A 20,347-nucleotide genomic window follows, 5' to 3' on the forward strand; every position below is an offset into this window, starting at 1 on the left:
AAGGTAAATTTTACTTATCTCTGCCGCTATTCGTGCGCAGGGAGAAGTGCTATTCTGCGCGCTGCGACGACCCCCGGTATTCTCCGGCATTTGCAACCATTCATGTTAATACTATGCAGCATACAAATCGTTGGCCTCATGCTATTTCCACCATTGTCTTTGCACTGGTCCTTATAGTTGGCACTCTGAGCTTCAGCCAGGTTCAGGCTGCAGATTTACCTGACCGTTCTGACATTCAAAGCCAGCTCACTACGCTAAATAAGCAAAAAGAACTCACGCCGCAGGAAAAATTAGTTCAGCAGGACCTGACTCAGACTTTAGAAACGCTCGATAAGATTGAACGTATAAAGTCTGAAACCGTTCAACTGCGTCAGCAGGTTGAACAGGCGCCGGCGAAAATGCGTCAGGCGGTAGACAGTCTGAATGCGCTGAGCGACGTTCCTGATGATGAAGTCACCCGTAAAACTCTGAGCACGTTGTCGCTGCGACAGCTTGAGTCGCGCGTGTCCCAGGCGCTCGACGATCTGCAAAGCGCGCAGAACGATCTGGCGACCTACAACAGCCAATTAGTTTCGCTGCAGACTCAGCCGGAGCGCGTGCAGAACGCGATGTATTCTGCCTCTCAGCAATTACAGCAAATTCGTAACCGCCTCAACGGCACCGCGCCGGGCGAAGAGACGTTGCGCCCGACGCAGCAGGGGTTGCTGCTGGCGCAGCAGGCGTTGCTGAATGCGGAGATCGAACAGCAGCGTAAGAGCCTGGAAGGCAATACCGTTCTGCAGGATACGCTGCAGAAACAGCGCGACTACGTCACCGCCCACAGCAACCGGTTGGAACATCAGCTACAGCTCTTACAGGAAGCGGTGAACAGCAAGCGACTGACGCTCACCGAGAAAACCGCTCAGGAAGCGGTCTCGCCGGAGGAGACTACGCGGATCCAAAATAATCCGCTGGTTAAGCAGGAGCTTGATGTCAACCACCAGCTCAGCGAAAAGCTGATTCAGGCGACCGAAAACGGCAACCAGCTGGTGCAGCGTAATATCAGAGTCAAAAACTGGCTCGACCGCGCGCTGCAGTCCGAACGCGATATCAAAGAGCAGATTTCCGTATTGAAAGGCAGCCTGCTGCTGTCGCGTATCCTTTATCAGCAGCAGCAAACGTTGCCATCAGCGGATGAGCTGCAGGATATGACCAACCGCATCGCCGACCTACGCCTGGAGCAGTTTGAAGTTAACCAGCAGCGCGATGCGTTATTCCAGAGCGATGCCTTCGTGGCAAAACTGGAAGAGGGCCATAGCAGCGAAGTCACGCCGGAGGTTCACGCCGCCCTGTTGGAGGTTGTGGACATGCGCCGTGAATTGCTCGACCAGTTTAACAAACAGCTGGGGAACCAGCTGATGATGGCCATCAACCTGCAGATTAACCAGCAGCAGTTGATGAGCGTCTCCAGCAATCTGAAATCAATTCTGACCCAGCAGATTTTCTGGGTGAACAGCAATAAGCCGATGGATTGGGAGTGGATTAAATCCTTCCCGGAAGCGCTGAAAGGCCAGTTCAAATCGATGAAAATCACCGTCAACTGGGAAAAAGCCTGGCCGGCGGTGTTTATCGCGTTCCTTGCCGGGCTGCCGCTGCTGCTGATTGCCGGTCTCATCCGCTGGCGCCTGCAGTGGCTGCGTGATTACCAGGCGAAGCTGGCCTCTCAGGTAGGTCAGTTACGCAACGATACCCAGCTCAACACGCCAAAAGCGATCCTGATTGATTTGATCAGAGCGCTGCCGGTGGTGCTGCTCATCCTCGCCGTCGGGCTTATCCTGCTGACCATGCAGCTGAATGTCAGCAACCTGCTGTGGGCTTACAGTAAGAAGCTGGCGATGTTCTGGCTGGTGTTCGGCCTGTGCTGGAAGGTACTGGAAAAAGACGGCGTGGCGGTGAAGCATTTCAATATGCCCGCGCAGCTAACCAGCCACTGGCGACGGCAGATCGTCCGCGTCAGCCTGGCGCTGCTGCCGCTGAATTTCTGGTCGGTTGTTTCTGAGCTCTCTCCGCTTAATTTGATGGACGATGTACTTGGGCAGTTTGTTATCTTCGTCAACCTGCTGCTGATTGCGGTGCTGGTGTGGCCGATGTGCCGCGAAAGCTGGCGTGACAAAGAGTCGCACAGCCTACGCCTGCTGACGGTGACCGTGCTGTCGATTGTACCCGTCGCGCTGATGGTCCTCACGGCGACCGGTTACTTCTATACCACGCTGCGTCTGGCTGGCCGCTGGATTGAGACCGTCTATCTGGTAATGATGTGGAACCTGCTGTACCAGACCGTGCTGCGCGGCCTGAGCGTAGCGGCGCGACGTATTGCCTGGCGCCGGGCGCTGGCGCGTCGCCAGCATCTGGTGAAAGAAGGGGCGGAAGGCGCTGAACCGCAGGAAGAGCCAACGATCGCGCTCGAACAGGTTAACCAGCAAACGCTGCGTATTACCATGCTGGTGATGGTGGCGCTGTTCGCGGTGCTGTTCTGGGCGATTTGGTCCGATCTGATAACCGTGTTCGCCTATCTCGACAGCATTACGCTCTGGCACTACAACGGCACTGAAGCCGGGGCCAGCGTGATGAAAAGCGTGACCATGGGCAGCCTGCTGTTTGCGATTGTCGCCTCGATGGTCGCCTGGGCGCTGATCCGTAACTTACCGGGCCTGCTTGAAGTGCTGGTGCTGTCGCGTCTTAATATGCGCCAGGGCGCTTCCTATGCGATAACGACGATCCTCAACTACGCGATTATCGCCATCGGCGCGATGACGGTATTCGGCTCGTTAGGCGTGTCGTGGGATAAATTGCAGTGGCTGGCCGCGGCGCTGTCGGTTGGTTTAGGTTTTGGCTTACAGGAGATCTTCGGTAACTTCGTCTCCGGCCTGATCATTCTCTTCGAACGCCCGGTGCGTATCGGCGATACGGTCACTATCGGTACCTTCTCAGGCACCGTCAGTAAGATCCGTATCCGCGCGACGACCATCACCGATTTCGATCGCAAAGAGGTGATTATTCCGAACAAGGCCTTCGTGACGGAACGGCTGATCAACTGGTCGCTCTCCGATACCATCACCCGCGTGGTGATTCGCCTGGGCGTGGCTTATGGATCCGATCTCGATAAAGTTAAAGAAGTGCTGCTGCAGGCGGCGCATGAACATCCGAAAGTGATGCAGGAACCGGCGCCGTCGGTCTTCTTTACCACCTTCGGCGCCAGCACGCTGGATCATGAACTGCGCCTCTACGTGCGTGAACTGCGCGATCGCAGCTACGCTGTGGACGAACTTAACCGCTCGATCGATCGCCTGTGCCGTGAAAACAATATCGATATTGCCTTCAACCAGCTGGAAGTTCATCTGCGTAACGAGAAGGGAGATGAAGTGACGGAAGTGAAGCGCGATAATAAAGGGGATGATACGGCGCCAGGCGTCGCATAATCGCTAATCGGGGTGGCATATGCCGCCCCGATTCGTTTTATTCTTCTGACAAAGGCGCGTCAGGTTGGGCATTTTTCAGTTTGTTTTCATAGTCGCGCTTAATAATATCTAACGCTCCCAGCACCGTTTTTGCGCTGACCCGGTTTTCCTCCAGCAACATGATTAAATCGACGGCCAGTTTGACCTCGTCGGGTGCATTTTCCAGCGACATAATCCTCTCCTGTTAGCGCGTTAAACGCGCCAGTACGTTTTCAATTTTTTCCAGCGCATCGCGACAGCGGGCCAGGCGCCCGGCATAGGCCTCGACCTCTTTCGTTAGCCGTTGCTGTTCAGCAAGGGTTGTTGCCGACGCCAGCTGGCGTTGACGATCGTTGCGCATCGCCAACAGGCGGCGCTCATACTCCTGGTGCTGCAGGCGGCGGCGTTGCCAGCGGTTTAGCGTCGGCGAGGCGCTGTCCCATTGGCGTAACGACCAGGTCGCCGTCTCACGGCTAATGGCGGCAATTTGCGCCACCAGCCGCTCGGCGAGCCAGGCGACCTGGGGCAGATGCTGATGCTCAACGGCATGCTGGAGTTCGGCGAGATTGTGCCGCGCTTCGTCGAGATATGCCTGCATCTGCGTGTCGCGGGTACGGAACAGCTGGCGGTCGAAACGCGGGCTCAGCGTAGCGTGGCTGGACAGCGGCTCCACCTGAAGCGCCAGCTCGGCCAGCTGATTTTTCAGCGTTTGTAAAAGCCGGGTTGTTTTCAAATAACTCCTCCATTCCCTACTCAGCAACTGTGCTACAGTAGCGACATCTGCTTGATAACGATTCGCATTATGCCACGTATTATTTTAATCATCATTGGCTGGCTGGCGGTAGTGCTGGGGACGCTGGGCGTCTTCTTACCGCTGTTACCGACAACGCCATTTATCCTGCTCGCCGCGTGGTGTTTTGCCCGCTCGTCGCCGCGCTTTCACCACTGGCTTTTGTATCGCTCGTGGTTTGGCGGCTATCTTCGCCACTGGCAGCAATACCGGGCGATGCCGCCGGGAGCCAAGCCGCGAGCCATTATCATGATTTTACTGACCTTTGCCATTTCTCTGTGGCTGGTTAAGCTTATGTGGGTGCGCATCCTGTTGCTGGCAATCCTCGCCTGCCTGCTGATATTTATGTGGCGCATTCCGGTGGTTGACGCAAAGCAACAAAAGCACTGATGCGCAATAATGCCTGTTGCAATTGTTGGCGACAGCCAGTAAATTCTGGCGTTTTCGAGCGCGGGTAAGCCTGGTCAAAGGTTAAACAAATGTTTCTTTGGCCCATTTTGCACGCCCGTGGGTAACACCGTTTCAATCAGGCATACACTTATGACCGCAACTGCACAGCAGCTTGAATATCTGAAAAACAGCATCCAAAGCGTCCAGGATTATCCGAAACCGGGCATCCTTTTCCGCGATGTCACCAGCTTGCTGGAAGACCCTAAAGCCTATGCGCTTAGCATTGAACTGCTAACCGAGCGTTATAAAGACGCCGGCATCACCAAAGTGGTGGGGACCGAAGCGCGTGGTTTTCTGTTCGGCGCCCCGGTTGCGTTGGCGCTGGGCGTTGGCTTTGTTCCGGTTCGTAAGCCGCGCAAGTTGCCGCGCGAAACCATCGCCGAAAGCTATGAGCTTGAATATGGCACCGATCAGCTGGAAATCCACGTTGATGCCATCAAAAAAGGCGATAAAGTGCTGGTCGTTGATGACCTGCTGGCGACCGGCGGCACCATTGACGCCACCGTGAAGCTGATTCGTCGCCTGGGCGGCGAAGTTCACGATGCCGCTTTTATTATCAATCTTTTCGATCTGGGCGGCGAACAGCGCCTGGAAAAACTGGGCATCAATTGCTTTAGCCTGGTGCCTTTCCCGGGCCACTAAGCAAATCCCGACACATAGCCTCGCCGATCCGGCGGGGCTGTGATAGCATTACCCCCTCGTGAATTCACCTTCCAGCGTTTCAGAGCCAGCCCATGAGTTATCAGGTCTTAGCCCGTAAATGGCGCCCACAAACCTTTGCTGACGTCGTCGGCCAGGAACATGTGCTGACCGCACTGGCGAACGGCTTATCGTTAGGGCGCATCCATCACGCATATCTCTTTTCCGGTACCCGCGGAGTAGGGAAAACCTCCATCGCCCGGCTGTTGGCGAAGGGGTTAAACTGCGAAAGCGGTATTACCGCGACGCCGTGCGGCGTCTGCGATAACTGTCGCGAAATAGAACAAGGCCGCTTTGTCGATCTGATCGAGATCGATGCCGCCTCGCGCACCAAAGTGGAAGATACCCGCGATCTGCTTGACAACGTCCAGTACGCGCCGGCCCGCGGTCGCTTCAAGGTCTACCTGATCGATGAAGTGCACATGCTGTCGCGTCACAGCTTCAACGCGTTATTGAAAACGCTGGAGGAGCCGCCCGCGCACGTCAAATTCCTGCTGGCGACTACCGATCCGCAAAAACTGCCGGTGACGATTTTATCCCGCTGCCTGCAGTTCCACCTCAAGGCGCTGGATGTCGAACAGATCCGCCATCAGCTTGAACACATTCTTGGCGAAGAGCAGATCGCGTTTGAGCCGCGCGCGCTGCAGCTGCTGTCGCGCGCCGCGGATGGCAGCCTGCGCGATGCGTTAAGCCTGACCGATCAGGCCATCGCCAGCGGCGATGGCCGCTTAAGCGCGCAGTCCGTCAGCGAAATGCTCGGCACCCTCGATGACGATCAGGCGCTATCCTTGATAGAAGCGCTGGTGGCCGCCGACGGCGAGCGCGTGATGGCAGGCGTCAGCGACGCCGCCGCGCGCGGCGTTGAGTGGGAAGCGCTGCTGGTGGAAATGCAAAGCCTGCTGCACCGTATCGCGATGGTCCAGCTCTCGCCATCGGCGCTGGGGGCGGATATGGCCGCCGTCGAGCTACGAATGCGCGAGCTGGCTCGTACCGTACCGCCGGCTGATGTGCAGCTTTACTATCAGACGCTGCTGATTGGCCGCAAAGAGCTGCCTTATGCGCCGGACCGGCGTATGGGAGTTGAAATGACGCTGCTGCGCGCGCTGGCGTTTCATCCTCGCCAGCCGCTGCCGGAGCCGGAAGTGAAGCCCGTTCAGGTTCCAACCTCTGCGCCGGTACCACAAGCGGCACCGCCCGTATCGTCGCCATCAGCGCCGCCGCAGAATCTGCCGCAAAGCACCAGCCAGGTGCTGGCGGCGCGCAGTCGGCTGCAGCGAACCCCGGGAGCGACCACCCCAAAAAAGAGTGAACCGGCAGCCGCATCCCGCGCGCGGCCGGTGAATAACGCTGCGCTGGAACGACTGAGTTCGATTACCGAGCGCGTACAGGCTCGTCCGGCTGCGGCCGCGCTTGAGCAGGCCCCGGCGAAAAAAGAAGCCTATCGCTGGAAATCGACGGCTCCGATTGAAGAGACCAAAGTCGAAGTCGCCACGCCAAAAGCGTTGAAAAAAGCGCTGGAGCATGAAAAAACGCCGGAGCTGGCGGCGAAACTGGCCGTGGAAGCGGTCGAGCGCGATAGCTGGGCGGCGGAAGTGAGCCAATTGGTGGTACCGAAACTGGTTGAGCAGGTCGCGCTGAACGCGTGGAAAGAGCAGGACGGCAACCGCATTTGCCTGCATCTGCGCCCGAGTCAGCGGCATCTTAATTCCGCCGGCGCACAGCAGAAACTGGCCGAAGCGCTGGGCGTGTTGTACGGCGCGCCGGTTGAATTGACCATCGTTGAAGACGATAATTCGGCGATGCGTACGCCGCTGGAGTGGCGGCAGGCAATTTATGAAGAGAAGCTCGCGCAGGCGCGCGAGGCGATTATTGCGGATAACAACATCCAGACCCTGCGGAGATTCTTCGATGCCGATCTGGATGAAGAGAGTATCCGCCCCATTTGATCGCCAGTCTGACTGGCGTTCAGTACCCTTAACGATGACTTACTGAGAGAGAAGCCTATGTTTGGTGGAAAAGGCGGCCTGGGTAACCTGATGAAACAGGCCCAGCAGATGCAAGACAAAATGCAGAAAATGCAGGAAGAGATCGCGCAGCTGGAAGTGACCGGTGAGTCCGGCGCGGGTCTGGTAAAAGTGACCATCAACGGCGCGCATAACTGCCGTCGCGTGGAAATCGACCCAAGCCTGCTGGAAGACGACAAAGAGATGCTGGAAGATCTGGTGGCTGCCGCGTTCAACGACGCTGCGCGCCGCATTGAAGAGACCCAGAAAGAGAAAATGGCCTCCGTTTCTGCCGGCATGCAGCTGCCGCCAGGCTTCAAGATGCCGTTCTGATGCAAACCAGCCCGCTGTTAACTCAGCTTATGGAAGCGCTTCGCTGTCTGCCGGGCGTTGGCCCCAAGTCGGCGCAGCGCATGGCGTTTACGCTACTGCAGCGCGATCGCAGCGGCGGTATGCGTCTGGCGCAGGCGCTGACGCGCGCAATGTCGGAAATCGGCCACTGCGCCGATTGCCGCACCTTCACCGAGCAGGAGGTGTGCAATATTTGCAGCAATCCGCGTCGCAAGGAAAACGGTCAGATCTGCGTGGTGGAGAGTCCAGCGGACATCTACGCCATTGAGCAGACCGGGCAGTATTCCGGCCGCTACTTCGTGCTGATGGGCCACCTGTCGCCGCTTGACGGCATCGGGCCGGATGACATCGGGCTCGATCGTCTTGAACAACGTCTTGAAGCCGAGTCAATCAGCGAGCTGATCCTCGCCACCAACCCAACGGTTGAAGGCGAGGCGACGGCCAACTACATCGCTGAGCTCTGCGCGCAGTATGGCGTTGACGCCAGCCGCATCGCCCACGGCGTTCCGGTTGGCGGCGAGCTGGAAATGGTCGACGGCACCACGCTGTCGCACTCACTGGCCGGGCGTCACAAGATTATTTTCTGAACAAATGGAGGCTGCGTTCGCCGCCTCCGCTTGAAAAATCTCGCACCTATCCCCATCTCCTCCCCAACACGTTATTTCCATTAATAATAAATGGCATTGTTGAGGTCGACTTACATGAAAGGACAAGAAACCCGTGGTTTCCAGTCAGAAGTGAAACAGCTTCTGCACCTGATGATCCATTCTCTTTATTCCAACAAAGAAATCTTCCTGCGCGAGCTCATCTCCAACGCCTCGGATGCGGCGGATAAGCTGCGTTTCCGCGCGCTTTCCCAGCCGGATCTGTATGAAGGCGACGGCGAACTGCGCGTACGCGTATCGTTTGATAAAGACAACCGTACGCTGACCATCGCCGATAACGGCATCGGCATGAACCGCGACGAGGTCATTGACCATCTCGGAACCATCGCCAAATCCGGCACCAAGGCGTTCCTCGAATCAATGGGCTCCGATCAGGCGAAAGACAGCCAGCTGATTGGCCAGTTCGGCGTCGGCTTCTATTCGGCCTTCATCGTTGCCGACAAAGTCACCGTGCGCACCCGCGCCGCGGGCGACAAACCGGAAAACGGCGTATTCTGGGAATCGGCTGGTGAAGGCGAATATACCGTCGCCGATATCACCAAAGCCGATCGTGGGACCGAAATCACGCTGCATCTGCGTGAAGGCGAAGATGATTTCCTTAACGACTGGCGCGTGCGTTCTATCATCAGCAAATACTCTGACCATATCGCGCTGCCGGTTGAGATTGAAAAACGCGAAGACGTGGACGGCGAAACCGTTATTTCGTGGGAAAAAATCAACAAGGCGCAGGCGCTGTGGACCCGCAGCAAATCTGAAGTCAGCGACGACGAATACAAAGAGTTCTATAAGCATATTGCCCATGATTTCAGCGATCCGCTGACCTGGAGCCACAACCGCGTCGAAGGTAAGCAGGAGTACACCAGCCTGCTGTATATTCCGTCGCAGGCGCCGTGGGATATGTGGAACCGCGATCATAAGCACGGCCTGAAGCTGTACGTACAGCGCGTCTTCATCATGGACGACGCCGAGCAGTTTATGCCGAACTACCTGCGTTTCGTTCGCGGCCTGATAGACTCCAACGATCTGCCGCTGAACGTGTCGCGTGAAATCCTGCAGGATAGCAACGTTACCCGCAACCTGCGTACCGCGCTGACCAAACGCGTGCTGCAAATGCTTGAAAAGCTGGCGAAAGACGACGCCGAAAAATATCAGACCTTCTGGAAACAGTTTGGCCTGGTGCTGAAAGAAGGCCCGGCGGAAGATGCCTCCAACCAGCAAGCCATTGCTAAACTGCTGCGCTTCGCCACGACGCATACCGATTCTTCCGCGCAGACCGTGTCGCTGGAAGAGTACGTTTCGCGCATGAAAGAAGGACAGGAGAAGATCTACTACATCACCGCCGACAGCTATGCGGCGGCGAAGAGCAGCCCGCATCTCGAGCTGCTGCGTAAGAAAGGTATCGAAGTTCTGCTGCTGTCCGATCGCATTGACGAGTGGATGATGAGCTACCTGACCGAGTTCGACGGCAAGGCGTTCCAGTCGGTCGCCAAAGCCGACGAGTCGCTGGAGAAACTGGCGGACGAAGTTGACGAATCCGCCAAAGAAGCTGAAAAAGCGCTGGAGCCGTTCGTTGAGCGCGTGAAAGGCCTGCTTGGCGAGCGCGTGAAAGAGGTGCGTCTGACGCATCGTCTGACCGACACTCCGGCGATTGTCACCACCGATGCCGACGAAATGAGCACCCAGATGGCGAAGCTGTTCGCCGCTGCCGGTCAGGCGGCGCCGGAAGTGAAGTACATCTTCGAGCTGAACCCGGCGCATCCGCTGGTGAAACGCGCCGCCGATACCCAGGACGACGCGCAGTTTGGCGAGTGGGTTGAGCTGCTGCTGGATCAGGCGCTGCTGGCGGAACGCGGCACGCTGGAGGACCCTAACCAGTTCATCCGTCGTATGAACCAACTGTTGGCATCCTAAGCTTTACCCTCACCCTAACCCTCTCCCTAAAGGGAGAGGGGACTGCTCGCCGCAGAGGGGCTTTTCTCCCTCTCCCTGCGGGAGAGGGCCGGGGTGAGGGCCTTAATCTTCCTCAACCGTAAAATATCTCACCATTAACCGTTTCAGCCGCACCGCCTTCCTTGAGCCATGGCCGTTCTGGTGGTATGGTTTAGCGTTTTTTGAAAAATTGAAACGACATTTGAGGGGATTTTCGTAATGCGTATTATTCTGCTTGGCGCTCCGGGCGCGGGTAAAGGAACTCAGGCTCAGTTCATCATGGAGAAATACGGTATTCCGCAAATCTCCACCGGCGATATGCTGCGCGCCGCGGTAAAATCCGGCTCCGAGCTCGGTAAACAAGCGAAAGACATTATGGACGCCGGCAAACTGGTTACCGATGAGCTGGTCATCGCGCTGGTGAAAGAGCGTATCGCCCAGGAAGATTGCCGTAACGGTTTCCTGCTGGACGGCTTCCCGCGCACTATCCCGCAGGCTGACGCCATGAAAGAAGCCGGCATCGCCGTTGACTACGTTCTGGAGTTCGCGGTACCGGACGAACTGATCGTCGATCGTATCGTGGGCCGCCGCGTACACGCTGCTTCCGGCCGCGTCTATCACATTAAATTCAACCCGCCGAAGGTTGAAGGTAAAGACGATGTGACCGGCGAAGAGCTGACCACCCGTAAAGACGATCAGGAAGAGACCGTACGTAAGCGTCTGGTGGAATACCATCAGATGACTGCGCCGCTGATCGGCTACTATCAGAAAGAAGCGCAAGCGGGTAACACCCAGTACGCGAAAGTCGACGGCACCAAAGCGGTGGCAGACGTGCGCGCCGAACTGGAAAAAATCCTCGGCTAATTAAGCCCTTTCTCATCCTGCTGCGGCAGGATGAGAACACCTCTCATTTCTACCTTTTGCTATGATTGGTTCCGTTTAACGCCATTTACGCTACAATTGTCAGCGATTCAAATGGTTAAGAGGCGGTAATGCATCAGACGAAAACAGGTATTTTGCTAGCCAATTTAGGCACTCCCGATGCGCCCACGCCCGATGCGGTGAAGCGCTATCTGCGACAATTTCTTAGCGACAAACGGGTAGTGGATACGCCTCGTCTGCTGTGGTGGCCGCTGCTGCGCGGCATCATACTGCCGATTCGCGCTCCCCGCGTGGCGAAACTCTATCAGTCCGTATGGATGGCGGAAGGCTCGCCGTTGATGGTGTATAGCCGTCAGCAGCAGCAGGCGCTGGCGGCCAGATTACCGGATGTCCCGGTGGCCCTGGGGATGAGCTATGGCTCGCCGTCGCTGGCAAGCGCTGTCGATGAGCTATTGGCTCAGGACGTTGACCATATCGTGGTATTGCCGCTGTATCCGCAATATTCGTGTTCTACCGTGGCGGCGGTATGGGATGAACTGGCGCGGATCCTCGCGAAAAAGCGCGCCATCCCGGGCGTTTCGTTTATCCGTGACTATGCCGATGACGCTGACTATATCCACGCGCTGGCGGCCAGCGTGCGCGCTTCGTTTGCCGTTCACGGCGAACCGGATGTGCTGCTGCTCTCCTATCACGGTATACCGCAACGCTACGCCCATGAGGGCGATGATTACCCGCAGCGCTGCCGGGTAACGACCCGCGAGCTGGTCTCAGTGCTCGGGCTGCCGCCGGAGCGGGTGATGATGACCTTCCAGTCGCGCTTTGGCCGTGAACCCTGGTTGACGCCGTACACCGACGAAACGCTAAAAATGCTCGGCGAGAAGGGCACAAAGCACGTTCAGGTTATCTGTCCGGGCTTCTCCGCCGACTGTCTGGAAACGCTGGAAGAAATCGCGGTGCAGAACCGGGAAATTTTCCTTGAGGCCGGCGGTAAGCAATATGAGTATATTCCGGCGCTTAATGCCGATCCTGCGCATATTGAGATGATGGTGAACCTGACCGCGTCGTATCGCTGATCGCACGCGTAGCGGGGAATATGCTACTATTCCCCGCTTGTTCCCTGTCATTAAATCGCCACTATGAAATTTCCCGGTAAACGCAAATCTAAACACTATTTCCCCGTTAGCGCTCGCGATCCGCTGCTGCAACAAATTCAGCCAGAAAATGAGTCCAACGTCTCCTGGGTGGTTGGCATCGACCAGACGCTGGTGGATATCGAAGCGAAAGTGGATGAGGCGTTTATCGTACGCTACGGCCTGAGCGCCGGCCATTCGCTGGTGATTGAAGATGATGTCGCCGAAGCGCTGTATCAGGAACTGGTACGCGACGGCCTGATCACCCATCAATTTGCCGGCGGCACCATTGGCAATACCATGCACAATTATTCGGTGCTGGCGGACGACCGTTCGGTGCTGCTCGGCGTGATGTGCAGCAACATTGAGATCGGCGGCTACGCTTATCGCTACCTGTGCAATACTTCCAGCCGTACCGATCTCAACTACCTGCAGGGCGTCGATGGCGCCATTGGCCGCTGTTTTACGCTGATTAGCGATAGCGGCGAACGTACCTTTGCCATCAGTCCAGGCCACATGAACAAGCTGCGTCCGGAAAGCATCCCGGAAGAGGTGATTGCCGGCGCTTCCGCGCTGGTGCTGACCTCCTACCTTGTGCGCTGTAAGCCGGGCGAGCCGATGCCGGACGCGACGATGAAAGCCATTGAGTATGCCAAAAAGCATGATGTGCCGGTGGTGCTGACGCTGGGAACGAAATACGTGATTGCCGACAACCCGCAATGGTGGCAGCAGTTTCTCAAGGAACACGTTTCGATTCTGGCGATGAATGAAGAAGAAGCGGAAGCGCTGACCGGTATCGCCGACCCGCTCACCGCGGCGGATAAAGCGCTGGACTGGGTCGACCTGGTGCTATGTACCGCAGGACCGGCGGGTCTCTATATGGCGAGCTTCACCGAAGAGGAAGCGAAGCGTAAAACGCAGCATCCACTTCTGCCGGGGGCGATTGCCGAGTTCAACCAGTATGAATTCAGCCGCGCGATGCGCCATCAGGATTGTGTTAATCCGCTGCGTATCTATTCGCACATCGCGCCTTATATGGGCGGCCCGGAGAAGATCATGAACACCAACGGCGCAGGCGACGGCGCGCTGGCGGCGTTGTTGCATGATATCACCGCCAATAACTACCATCGTAATAACGTGCCGAACTCCAGCAAACATAAATGCAAATGGCTGACTTATTCATCGCTGGCGCAGGTGTGCAAATACGCCAACCGCGTCAGCTATCAGGTGCTGAATCAGCATTCACCGCGTTTAACGCGTGGCCTGCCGGAGCGGGAAGATAGTCTGGAAGAGGCCTACTGGGACCGTTAATCCCGTGGATAAGAGTACGCCCCGCGAGCGGGGCGTCGGATCAACCGGTAACAATCTCGCCAGCCGGCGGCGTTTCCAGCAGACGTAACATCGCCCGTGCGATTTCGCGTTCCCCCATCACCACCTGATTGGCTCCGCGTTCGGTAATATAATCGACCTCATCGTCGTAATGGGCGCGGGCGATAATCTCAATGTTCGGGCATTTTTCCCGCGCTGAGGCGACAATTTCACCGGCTTCATAGCCGTTAGGAATGGTCAGCAGCAGCCAGCGGGCGCAGTCGAGATGCGCCAAATTCATGATCTCTTCGTTGGCGGCATTGCCCAACACGGCGCTGATGCCGCGCTCACGCAGCTCATCCACGCGGGTGCGGGAGGTTTCAATCACCACCAGCGGGATCCCCTGGGCCATCAGTTTCTCGCCAAGCAGGCTGCCGACGCGGCCAAAGCCGACCAGCAGCGCATGGTTGCAGATATCCACCGGCACCTGTTTTTCGTCTTCCAGCACCTCTTCCAGCGTCTGTTCGTCGAGCGTTTCGGTTTTATCGAGATATTTTTCCAGCAGGGTAAACAGCACCGGGTTGAGCATAATCGAAATTATCGCCCCGGCCAGCACCAGGTTCTGCCCGGCCTGCGGCAGCAGATCCAGCGCCATGCCGAGACCGGCAAGAATAAAGGCGAATTCCCCGATTTGCGCCAGGCTGGCGGCGATGGTCAGGGCGGTACGCGGCGAGTGACCGAACATACGTACCAGGAAGAAAGCGGCGGCGGATTTACCAAAGATGATAATCGCCAGCGTCGCCAGCACCGCCAGCGGCTGTTCGACCAGGATCATCGGGTCAAATAGCATCCCGACGGAGACAAAGAACAGCACCGCGAAGGCGTCGCGCAGCGGCAGCGTATCGTGAGCGGCGCGGTGGCTGAGTTCGGATTCGTTAAGCACCATCCCGGCGAAGAATGCGCCCAGTGCGAAGGAGACGTCGAACAGCTCAACGGCGCCGAAGGCGATGCCGAGCGCCAGCGCCAGTACCGACAAGGTAAACAGTTCGCGAGAGCCGGTTGCCGCGCTGCGCGACATGATCCACGGCACCAGACGGCGGCCCACCAGCATCATAATGGCAATAAAGGCGACGACTTTACCGATGGTAATACCCATATCGAGCGCCAGCGATGCCAGCCCAACATCGCCTTTTTCCACCATTCCGGCGATAGCGGGCAGCAGCACCAGCGTCAGTACCATCACTAAATCTTCAACGATCAGCCAGCCGATGGCGATTTGCCCACGCTGGCTATCAATAAGCTGCCGTTCCTCCAGCGCGCGCAGCAACACCACGGTGCTGGCGGTGGAAAGACACAGGCCAAAAACGATGCCGGTCATCAGCGACCAGCCGAGCAGGGAAGAGAGCGCCATCCCGAGCAGCGTCGCCACGGCTATCTGGGCGATGGCCCCGGGAATGGCTATCGACTTTACCGCCATGAGATCTTTCAGCGAAAAGTGCAGCCCGACGCCAAACATCAGCAAGATGACGCCAAGTTCGGCCAGTTCAGGCGCAAGCTTGGTATCCGCAACAAAACCAGGAGTAAATGGACCGGCCAGCACGCCCGCTAATAAATATCCTACCAGTGGAGAAATACGTAGCTTATTGGCAATCATGCCGAGAATAAAGGCGAGCACAAGGCCGCCGACAATGGTGGTGATTAGCGGTGTTGCGTGATGCATTCCGTCTCCTTGCGTGTGGTGAGCCGATCCATTTTCGCTACTTAAAGCAAAAAACCGATTAATAGTTTATGACACTTTTGCTCGTTTTGTTTATGAATAATTATTGAAATTTGCGAAAAATTGGAATTACGGCAGAAAAAAGCACAGACAGGAAAATGGCGGCAGGTCATGGCGGCGTAATGCTGATGGGATAAGGGATTGCGGCGGCCAAACTTTCACTTTGGCCGCCAGATACTCAGGCTTTTTGATGGTTATTAGGCAGGAATATCGTCAGAATGCCAAGAAGCGGCAGGAAAGCACAGATTTTATAGACCAGATCGATGCTGGTATGGTCGGCTAACAACCCCAACACCGCGGCGCCAAGGCCGCCCATGCCAAACGCGAATCCGAAGAACAGGCCGGAAACCATACCGATTCTCCCCGGCAACAGCTCCTGGGCATAGACCAGGATAGCGGAAAAGGCTGATGCGAGGATAAAACCAATTATCACCGTCAGGATCCCGGTCCATTCCAGCGATGCGTACGGTAAAATAAGGGTAAATGGCGCCACACCGAGGATAGAGCCCCAAATTACATATTTACGACCTATCTTATCGCCAACAGGCCCGCCAATCACCGTACCTGCGGCTACTGCAAACAGGAAGGCGAACAAGTGAAGTTGGGCGTTTTGCACCGATAATCCGAACTTATGCATAAGATAAAAGGTGTAATAGCTACTGATACTCGCCATGTAGAAGTATTTGGAGAAAATCAGCATTAACAGGATGCAGACGGCAAGGATGACTTTGTTACGCGGCAGCGGATTAACGATAACCGGCTTCGGTTTGCCTTTATTCATCCGGTGTTGCGCGGCGTACCAGCGGCTGATTTGCGACAGCACGACGATCGCCAGCAGCGCGGCCAGCACGAACCAGGCGACGTTGCCTTTGCCGTAGGGAGCGATGATCACCGCCGCCAGCAGCGGCCCCAGCGAGCTGCCGAAGTTGCCGCCAACCTGGAATAGTGATTGCGCCAGACCGTGACGGCCGCCGGAAGCCATCCGCGCCACGCGTGAGGATTCCGGATGGAAGACCGAAGAGCCGGTGCCGACAAGCGCAGCGGCCAGCAGCACCATGCCGAAGCTGCCGGCCAGCGCTAACAGAATTAAGCCGCAGAGGGTGAAACACATCCCCACCGGTAATGACCACGGCATCGAGCGTTTATCGGTGATGTAGCCAATCACCGGCTGGAAAAGCGATGACGTCAGCTGGAAGGTGAGGGTGATCATGCCGATCTGCACGAAAGTTAACGAGAATTCCGCCTGCAGCAGCGGATAAATCGCCAGGATGAGCGACTGGATCATGTCGTTTAGCAGATGGGAGAGGCTGATTGCCCCCAGGATGCCAAATGAGGTGCGCGCTTTTTGCGGCGGCGCGCCGGTACCGGGTAAGGACTGAGCGGATTGGTTGGTTGTCATAGGTTCACTTCAGCGAGTTCTATTTGTTGTAGAGAATGCAGGTTGATACCCTAAATAATTCGAGTTGCAAGAAGGCGGCGACACAGAGAATCCCCAGGAGCTTACTCTAGTAAGTGACTGGGGTGAGCGAGGAAAGCCAACGCACATGCAACTTGAAGTATGACGGGTAGAATTATTATCAGACTAACATACCTGTCCCCAAGGTTTGAAGGAAGTCGCAATTCTGAAAACATATTTGTCAAAGCGACTGACTCGCTATACTTTCGGCACTTGTTATTAAGTCAGGGAGTGAAACATGCATTATTTAAAACGCGGCGTGGCGCTGGCGTTATTCGCCGCCTTATCGCTGGGAAGCCTGTCAGCGCAGGCCTATGAGCAGGACAAAACCTATAAAATCACCATCCTGCACACCAACGACCACCACGGTCATTTCTGGCGCAACGACTATGGCGAATATGGCCTTGCGGCGCAGAAGACGCTGGTGGACGGTATCCGCAAAGAGGTGGCGGCCGAAGGCGGTAGCGTCCTGCTGCTGTCCGGCGGCGATATCAATACCGGGGTGCCGGAATCCGATTTACAGGATGCAGAACCTGATTTTCGCGGCATGAACCTGATAGGTTACGATGCCATGGCGGTCGGCAACCATGAGTTTGATAACCCACTCAGCGTGCTGCGCCAGCAGGAAAAGTGGTCGAAGTTCCCTTTCCTGTCGGCCAATATCTATCAGAAAAGCACCGGCGAACGCCTGTTTAAACCTTGGGCGCTGTTTAAGCGCGGCGGGCTGAAGATTGCGGTGATTGGCTTAACCACCGATGATACGGCGAAAATCGGCAACCCGGAATATTTCACCGATATCGAATTCCGTAATCCGGCGGCAGAAGCCAAGCTGGTTATCCAGGAATTACAGCAAAATGAAAAGCCGGACGTGATTCTGGCGACCACCCACATGGGCCACTATGACAACGGCAATCACGGCTCTAACGCGCCGGGCGACGTTGAAATGGCGCGGAGCCTACCTGCGGGATCGCTGGCGATGATCGTCGGCGGCCACTCGCAGGATCCGGTATGCATGGCGTCGGAGAATAAAAAGCAGGTCGATTATGTCCCCGGAACCCCGTGCGCGCCGGATCGCCAGAATGGCATCTGGATCGTGCAGGCTCACGAGTGGGGAAAATATGTCGGCCGCGCCGATTTTGAATTCCGCAACGGTGAGATGAAGCTGGTGCACTATCAGCTAATCCCGGTCAACCTGAAGAAGAAAGTGACCTGGGACAACGGTCAGAGCGAGCGCGTGTTGTATACGCCGCAAATTGCCGAAAACCCGCAGATGCTCTCGCTGTTAACGCCGTTCCAGAATAAAGGCAAGGCGCAGTTACAGGTGAAAATAGGCAGCGTCAACGGCCATCTTGAAGGCGATCGCAGCAAAGTTCGCTTCGTACAAACCAATATGGGGCGTCTGCTGCTGGCGGCGCAGATGGCGCGCAGCAATGCTGATTTCGCGGTGATGAGCGGCGGCGGTATTCGCGACTCCATCGAAGCGGGTGATATTACCTATAAAGACGTGATGAAAGTGCAGCCGTTCGGCAACGTGCTGACTTACGTCGATATGAGCGGTAAAGAGGTGATTGAGTACCTGACCGCCGTCGCGCAGATGAAGCCGGATTCCGGCGCTTATCCGCAGTTCGCCAACGTCAGTTTCGTTGCCAAAGACGGCAAGCTTAACGATCTGAAAATCAAAGGTGAACCGGTTGATCCGGCGAAAACTTACCGTATGGCGACGCTGAACTTTAACGCCACCGGCGGTGACGGCTACCCGCACATCGATAATAAACCGGGATACGTCAATACCGGTTTTATCGATGCCGAGGTGCTGAAAGAGTATATCGAGAAGAACTCGCCGCTGGATGCGGTGGCCTACGAGCCGAAGGGCGAGGTCAGCTGGCAGTAAGCCATCGCTTAGCGGGGCCCGGATAGGGCGCGTGCGCCGCTATCCGGGACGGTGTGCTTAATCGCGGCGGGCGATATCGGCGAACTTCGCGTCCAGAAGCTTCGCCAGATCGCTTGCCGCCAGTTCAATATCCAGCCCGCGTTTGCCGCCGGAAATATAGATGGTGGCAAATTCCTGCGCCGGGGCATCAATCACCGTCGGCAGACGCTTTTTCTGCCCCAGCGGGCTGATGCCGCCGACCAGATATCCGGTGATCCGCTGTGCGACCATTGGGTCGGCCATATCTACCTTCTTGGCGCCCAGCGCTTTGGCCACTTTTTTCAAATCCAGTTGACCGGCAACCGGGGTGACGGCGACCGCCAGATGTTTCATATCGCCGTTAACGGCCACTAATAGCGTCTTGTAAACCTGATCCGCATTGAGCCCCAGCTTGCGAACCACTTCATCGCCAAAATTGGTCTCTTGAGGATCGTGTTCGTAGCTGTGGATCTGAAAGGTAATTTTGTTTTTTTCGAGTAATTTAACGGCGGGAGTCATAGTAATCCTTCTTACCAACCGACCTAACGTATGACCAGCATACGCGTGAGGGTTGTATAAAAAATAGTACCATCTTGCGCAATAGTATTGGCAGTGATGGTCACTTTGAGCGACAATCAGACGATCCGGGATGTATATCCCGGGATAATAATAATGATGAAATTCCTCTTTGACGGGCCAATAGCAATATTGGCCATTTTTTTACGTCAACATATCCGGCAGGTTCCCTTCGCCATACAGATGCAGCGCGCCGACGGCGACGACGTAACGCCCCGGCGGCAGGGCAAGCAGCGTGTCGCGCCAGGCTATGTTGCGCTGATGCATCAGTACATCATATAAAGACTGGCTGAAGGTCGTCGGCAGCGTTTCCGCGCCGCGCGACGGCGGTTGTTCCAGCCACCAGCCGATCATCACCTGCAGTAAACGGGCGTTGGTGCGCCAGTGGCTCAGCGTATCTTCCAGCAGCGCCTTACCGCCGTCAGGCAGATTGCGTAACAGCGCGATTTGGCTATCGGCGCCTTCCAGCTCCATTACCCTTATGTTGCTCTCGCGGGCAGCCATCAGCAACTGATAATCAATGCCGTAATCGGGTCGTAACCCCAGCTTTTGCGCCTGAGTGGCTTGTAGCACCATCGCCACCTGCCATAGCGGCTGGCTATCGAAAAGATCGACCGACAAACCCAGTTCGCCGGCGCGTGAGCGTAATTCTGCTAATTGTGTTTCGCTCAGACGTTCAGCCAGCGGGGGATAGGAGGGGAGATTACTGAAAGGCGTTTCATTACCGGTGATATCTGCTTCGACGATTAAGGCGTCGGCCTGACGTATCTTTTTCAGTAGCTTAGCCGGCGGCGGCGCCATGTCGCGGGTGCCCATATGGATGCTGCCGACGAGGTGTAAATAACGGTCGCCGGGCAGGACGATATCCATTGCAGGCCAGGAATAAGACGAGCCGACGGCGGCTCGCCACAGCATTTTTATTCGGTTTAACAGGCCCATACGCGCT

17 protein-coding genes and 1 other annotated feature are annotated in these 20,347 nt (G+C 56.5%); of the genes, 11 read left to right on the forward strand and 6 right to left on the reverse strand.

Going from position 1 to position 20,347, the window contains the following annotated elements:
• The first annotated feature begins 113 nt into the window (after nt 1-113).
• On the forward strand, nt 114-3,458 hold the full coding sequence (gene mscK / locus ACSEMK_RS00900; protein WP_430914434.1) for a mechanosensitive channel MscK: 3,345 nt from the start codon (nt 114-116) through the stop codon (nt 3,456-3,458).
• A gap of 37 nt (nt 3,459-3,495) precedes the next feature.
• Here mscK and rsmS read toward each other — a convergent pair whose 3' ends face one another.
• Both rsmS and priC read right to left on the reverse strand, forming a co-directional pair.
• Nucleotides 3,496-3,669, reverse strand: a complete 174-nt coding sequence (rsmS, locus tag ACSEMK_RS00905) for a pleiotropic regulatory protein RsmS (RefSeq protein ID WP_015704613.1) — start codon at nt 3,667-3,669, stop codon at nt 3,496-3,498.
• Between the two features lie 12 nt (nt 3,670-3,681).
• Nucleotides 3,682-4,209: a primosomal replication protein N'' gene (gene priC, locus ACSEMK_RS00910; protein WP_213317119.1), complete on the reverse strand. Its 528-nt coding sequence runs from the start codon at nt 4,207-4,209 to the stop codon at nt 3,682-3,684.
• Nucleotides 4,210-4,278: 69 nt separating this feature from the next.
• On the opposite strand from priC, the gene ACSEMK_RS00915 reads away from it, so the two are divergent.
• The 9 genes from ACSEMK_RS00915 (at nt 4,279) to ACSEMK_RS00955 (ending at nt 13,686) form a co-directional block, all read left to right on the forward strand.
• Entirely contained in the window at nt 4,279-4,656 is a 378-nt protein-coding gene (locus tag ACSEMK_RS00915; RefSeq protein ID WP_015704615.1) for a DUF454 family protein, read from the forward strand.
• 150 nt (nt 4,657-4,806) lie between these two features.
• Complete coding sequence (gene apt, locus ACSEMK_RS00920; protein ID WP_047076200.1) at nt 4,807-5,358, forward strand: adenine phosphoribosyltransferase; 552 nt, start codon at nt 4,807-4,809, stop codon at nt 5,356-5,358.
• Between the two features lie 92 nt (nt 5,359-5,450).
• Nucleotides 5,451-7,361: a DNA polymerase III subunit gamma/tau gene (dnaX, locus tag ACSEMK_RS00925; RefSeq protein WP_430914433.1), complete on the forward strand. Its 1,911-nt coding sequence runs from the start codon at nt 5,451-5,453 to the stop codon at nt 7,359-7,361.
• Nucleotides 6,694-6,758: a sequence feature (DnaX frameshifting element), on the forward strand. Its footprint overlaps the gene before it by 65 nt.
• A 57-nt stretch (nt 7,362-7,418) precedes the next feature.
• Nucleotides 7,419-7,751: a YbaB/EbfC family nucleoid-associated protein gene (locus tag ACSEMK_RS00930; protein WP_008805448.1), complete on the forward strand. Its 333-nt coding sequence runs from the start codon at nt 7,419-7,421 to the stop codon at nt 7,749-7,751.
• Entirely contained in the window at nt 7,751-8,356 is a 606-nt protein-coding gene (recR, locus tag ACSEMK_RS00935) for a recombination mediator RecR (RefSeq protein ID WP_113373763.1), read from the forward strand. Before ACSEMK_RS00930 ends, recR begins: the two co-directional genes overlap by 1 nt.
• A 114-nt stretch (nt 8,357-8,470) precedes the next feature.
• Nucleotides 8,471-10,345, forward strand: coding sequence for a molecular chaperone HtpG (gene htpG / locus ACSEMK_RS00940; RefSeq protein ID WP_430914432.1), 1,875 nt, complete (start codon nt 8,471-8,473; stop codon nt 10,343-10,345).
• Nucleotides 10,346-10,582: 237 nt separating this feature from the next.
• Nucleotides 10,583-11,227 carry an adenylate kinase gene (gene adk / locus ACSEMK_RS00945; protein ID WP_320904769.1) on the forward strand — a complete coding sequence of 215 codons (645 nt, stop codon included), beginning with the start codon at nt 10,583-10,585 and terminating at the stop codon, nt 11,225-11,227.
• Between the two features lie 128 nt (nt 11,228-11,355).
• Complete coding sequence (gene hemH / locus ACSEMK_RS00950; protein ID WP_087860353.1) at nt 11,356-12,318, forward strand: ferrochelatase; 963 nt, start codon at nt 11,356-11,358, stop codon at nt 12,316-12,318.
• Between the two features lie 63 nt (nt 12,319-12,381).
• Complete coding sequence (locus ACSEMK_RS00955) at nt 12,382-13,686, forward strand: inosine/guanosine kinase (protein WP_015367902.1); 1,305 nt, start codon at nt 12,382-12,384, stop codon at nt 13,684-13,686.
• A gap of 40 nt (nt 13,687-13,726) precedes the next feature.
• Here ACSEMK_RS00955 and ybaL read toward each other — a convergent pair whose 3' ends face one another.
• Together ybaL and ACSEMK_RS00965 are read right to left on the reverse strand one after the other, a co-directional pair.
• On the reverse strand, nt 13,727-15,403 hold the full coding sequence (gene ybaL, locus ACSEMK_RS00960) for a YbaL family putative K(+) efflux transporter (protein WP_015367901.1): 1,677 nt from the start codon (nt 15,401-15,403) through the stop codon (nt 13,727-13,729).
• A 235-nt stretch (nt 15,404-15,638) separates the two neighbouring features.
• Nucleotides 15,639-16,859: an MFS transporter gene (locus tag ACSEMK_RS00965; protein ID WP_045393513.1), complete on the reverse strand. Its 1,221-nt coding sequence runs from the start codon at nt 16,857-16,859 to the stop codon at nt 15,639-15,641.
• 295 nt (nt 16,860-17,154) lie between these two features.
• Between ACSEMK_RS00965 and ushA the strand changes: the two genes are divergently transcribed.
• On the forward strand, nt 17,155-18,807 hold the full coding sequence (ushA, locus tag ACSEMK_RS00970; RefSeq protein ID WP_113373764.1) for a bifunctional UDP-sugar hydrolase/5'-nucleotidase UshA: 1,653 nt from the start codon (nt 17,155-17,157) through the stop codon (nt 18,805-18,807).
• Nucleotides 18,808-18,864: 57 nt separating this feature from the next.
• Here the strand turns inward: ushA and ybaK are convergent, their stop codons facing one another.
• Together ybaK and ACSEMK_RS00980 are read right to left on the reverse strand one after the other, a co-directional pair.
• Nucleotides 18,865-19,344, reverse strand: a complete 480-nt coding sequence (gene ybaK / locus ACSEMK_RS00975; protein WP_015367897.1) for a Cys-tRNA(Pro)/Cys-tRNA(Cys) deacylase YbaK — start codon at nt 19,342-19,344, stop codon at nt 18,865-18,867.
• Between the two features lie 201 nt (nt 19,345-19,545).
• Nucleotides 19,546-20,340, reverse strand: a complete 795-nt coding sequence (locus ACSEMK_RS00980; RefSeq protein ID WP_113373765.1) for a TraB/GumN family protein — start codon at nt 20,338-20,340, stop codon at nt 19,546-19,548.
• Nucleotides 20,341-20,347: the final 7 nt, after the last annotated feature.

Source organism: Klebsiella sp. K-3 (assembly GCF_051207495.1).
GTDB lineage: Bacteria > Pseudomonadota > Gammaproteobacteria > Enterobacterales > Enterobacteriaceae > Klebsiella > Klebsiella aerogenes.

Coding starts and splice junctions, on each gene's coding strand:
- recR (WP_113373763.1), top strand. CDS start 7,751: ATGCAAACCAGCCCGCTGTTAACTCAGCTTATGGAAGCGCTTCGCTGT.
- ACSEMK_RS00930 (WP_008805448.1), top strand. CDS start 7,419: ATGTTTGGTGGAAAAGGCGGCCTGGGTAACCTGATGAAACAGGCCCAG.
- ACSEMK_RS00965 (WP_045393513.1), bottom strand. CDS start 16,859: ATGACAACCAACCAATCCGCTCAGTCCTTACCCGGTACCGGCGCGCCG.
- adk (WP_320904769.1), top strand. CDS start 10,583: ATGCGTATTATTCTGCTTGGCGCTCCGGGCGCGGGTAAAGGAACTCAG.
- ybaL (WP_015367901.1), bottom strand. CDS start 15,403: ATGCATCACGCAACACCGCTAATCACCACCATTGTCGGCGGCCTTGTG.
- dnaX (WP_430914433.1), top strand. CDS start 5,451: ATGAGTTATCAGGTCTTAGCCCGTAAATGGCGCCCACAAACCTTTGCT.
- htpG (WP_430914432.1), top strand. CDS start 8,471: ATGAAAGGACAAGAAACCCGTGGTTTCCAGTCAGAAGTGAAACAGCTT.
- ybaK (WP_015367897.1), bottom strand. CDS start 19,344: ATGACTCCCGCCGTTAAATTACTCGAAAAAAACAAAATTACCTTTCAG.
- ACSEMK_RS00955 (WP_015367902.1), top strand. CDS start 12,382: ATGAAATTTCCCGGTAAACGCAAATCTAAACACTATTTCCCCGTTAGC.
- ACSEMK_RS00980 (WP_113373765.1), bottom strand. CDS start 20,340: ATGGGCCTGTTAAACCGAATAAAAATGCTGTGGCGAGCCGCCGTCGGC.
- apt (WP_047076200.1), top strand. CDS start 4,807: ATGACCGCAACTGCACAGCAGCTTGAATATCTGAAAAACAGCATCCAA.
- ACSEMK_RS00915 (WP_015704615.1), top strand. CDS start 4,279: ATGCCACGTATTATTTTAATCATCATTGGCTGGCTGGCGGTAGTGCTG.
- rsmS (WP_015704613.1), bottom strand. CDS start 3,669: ATGTCGCTGGAAAATGCACCCGACGAGGTCAAACTGGCCGTCGATTTA.
- hemH (WP_087860353.1), top strand. CDS start 11,356: ATGCATCAGACGAAAACAGGTATTTTGCTAGCCAATTTAGGCACTCCC.
- ushA (WP_113373764.1), top strand. CDS start 17,155: ATGCATTATTTAAAACGCGGCGTGGCGCTGGCGTTATTCGCCGCCTTA.
- mscK (WP_430914434.1), top strand. CDS start 114: ATGCAGCATACAAATCGTTGGCCTCATGCTATTTCCACCATTGTCTTT.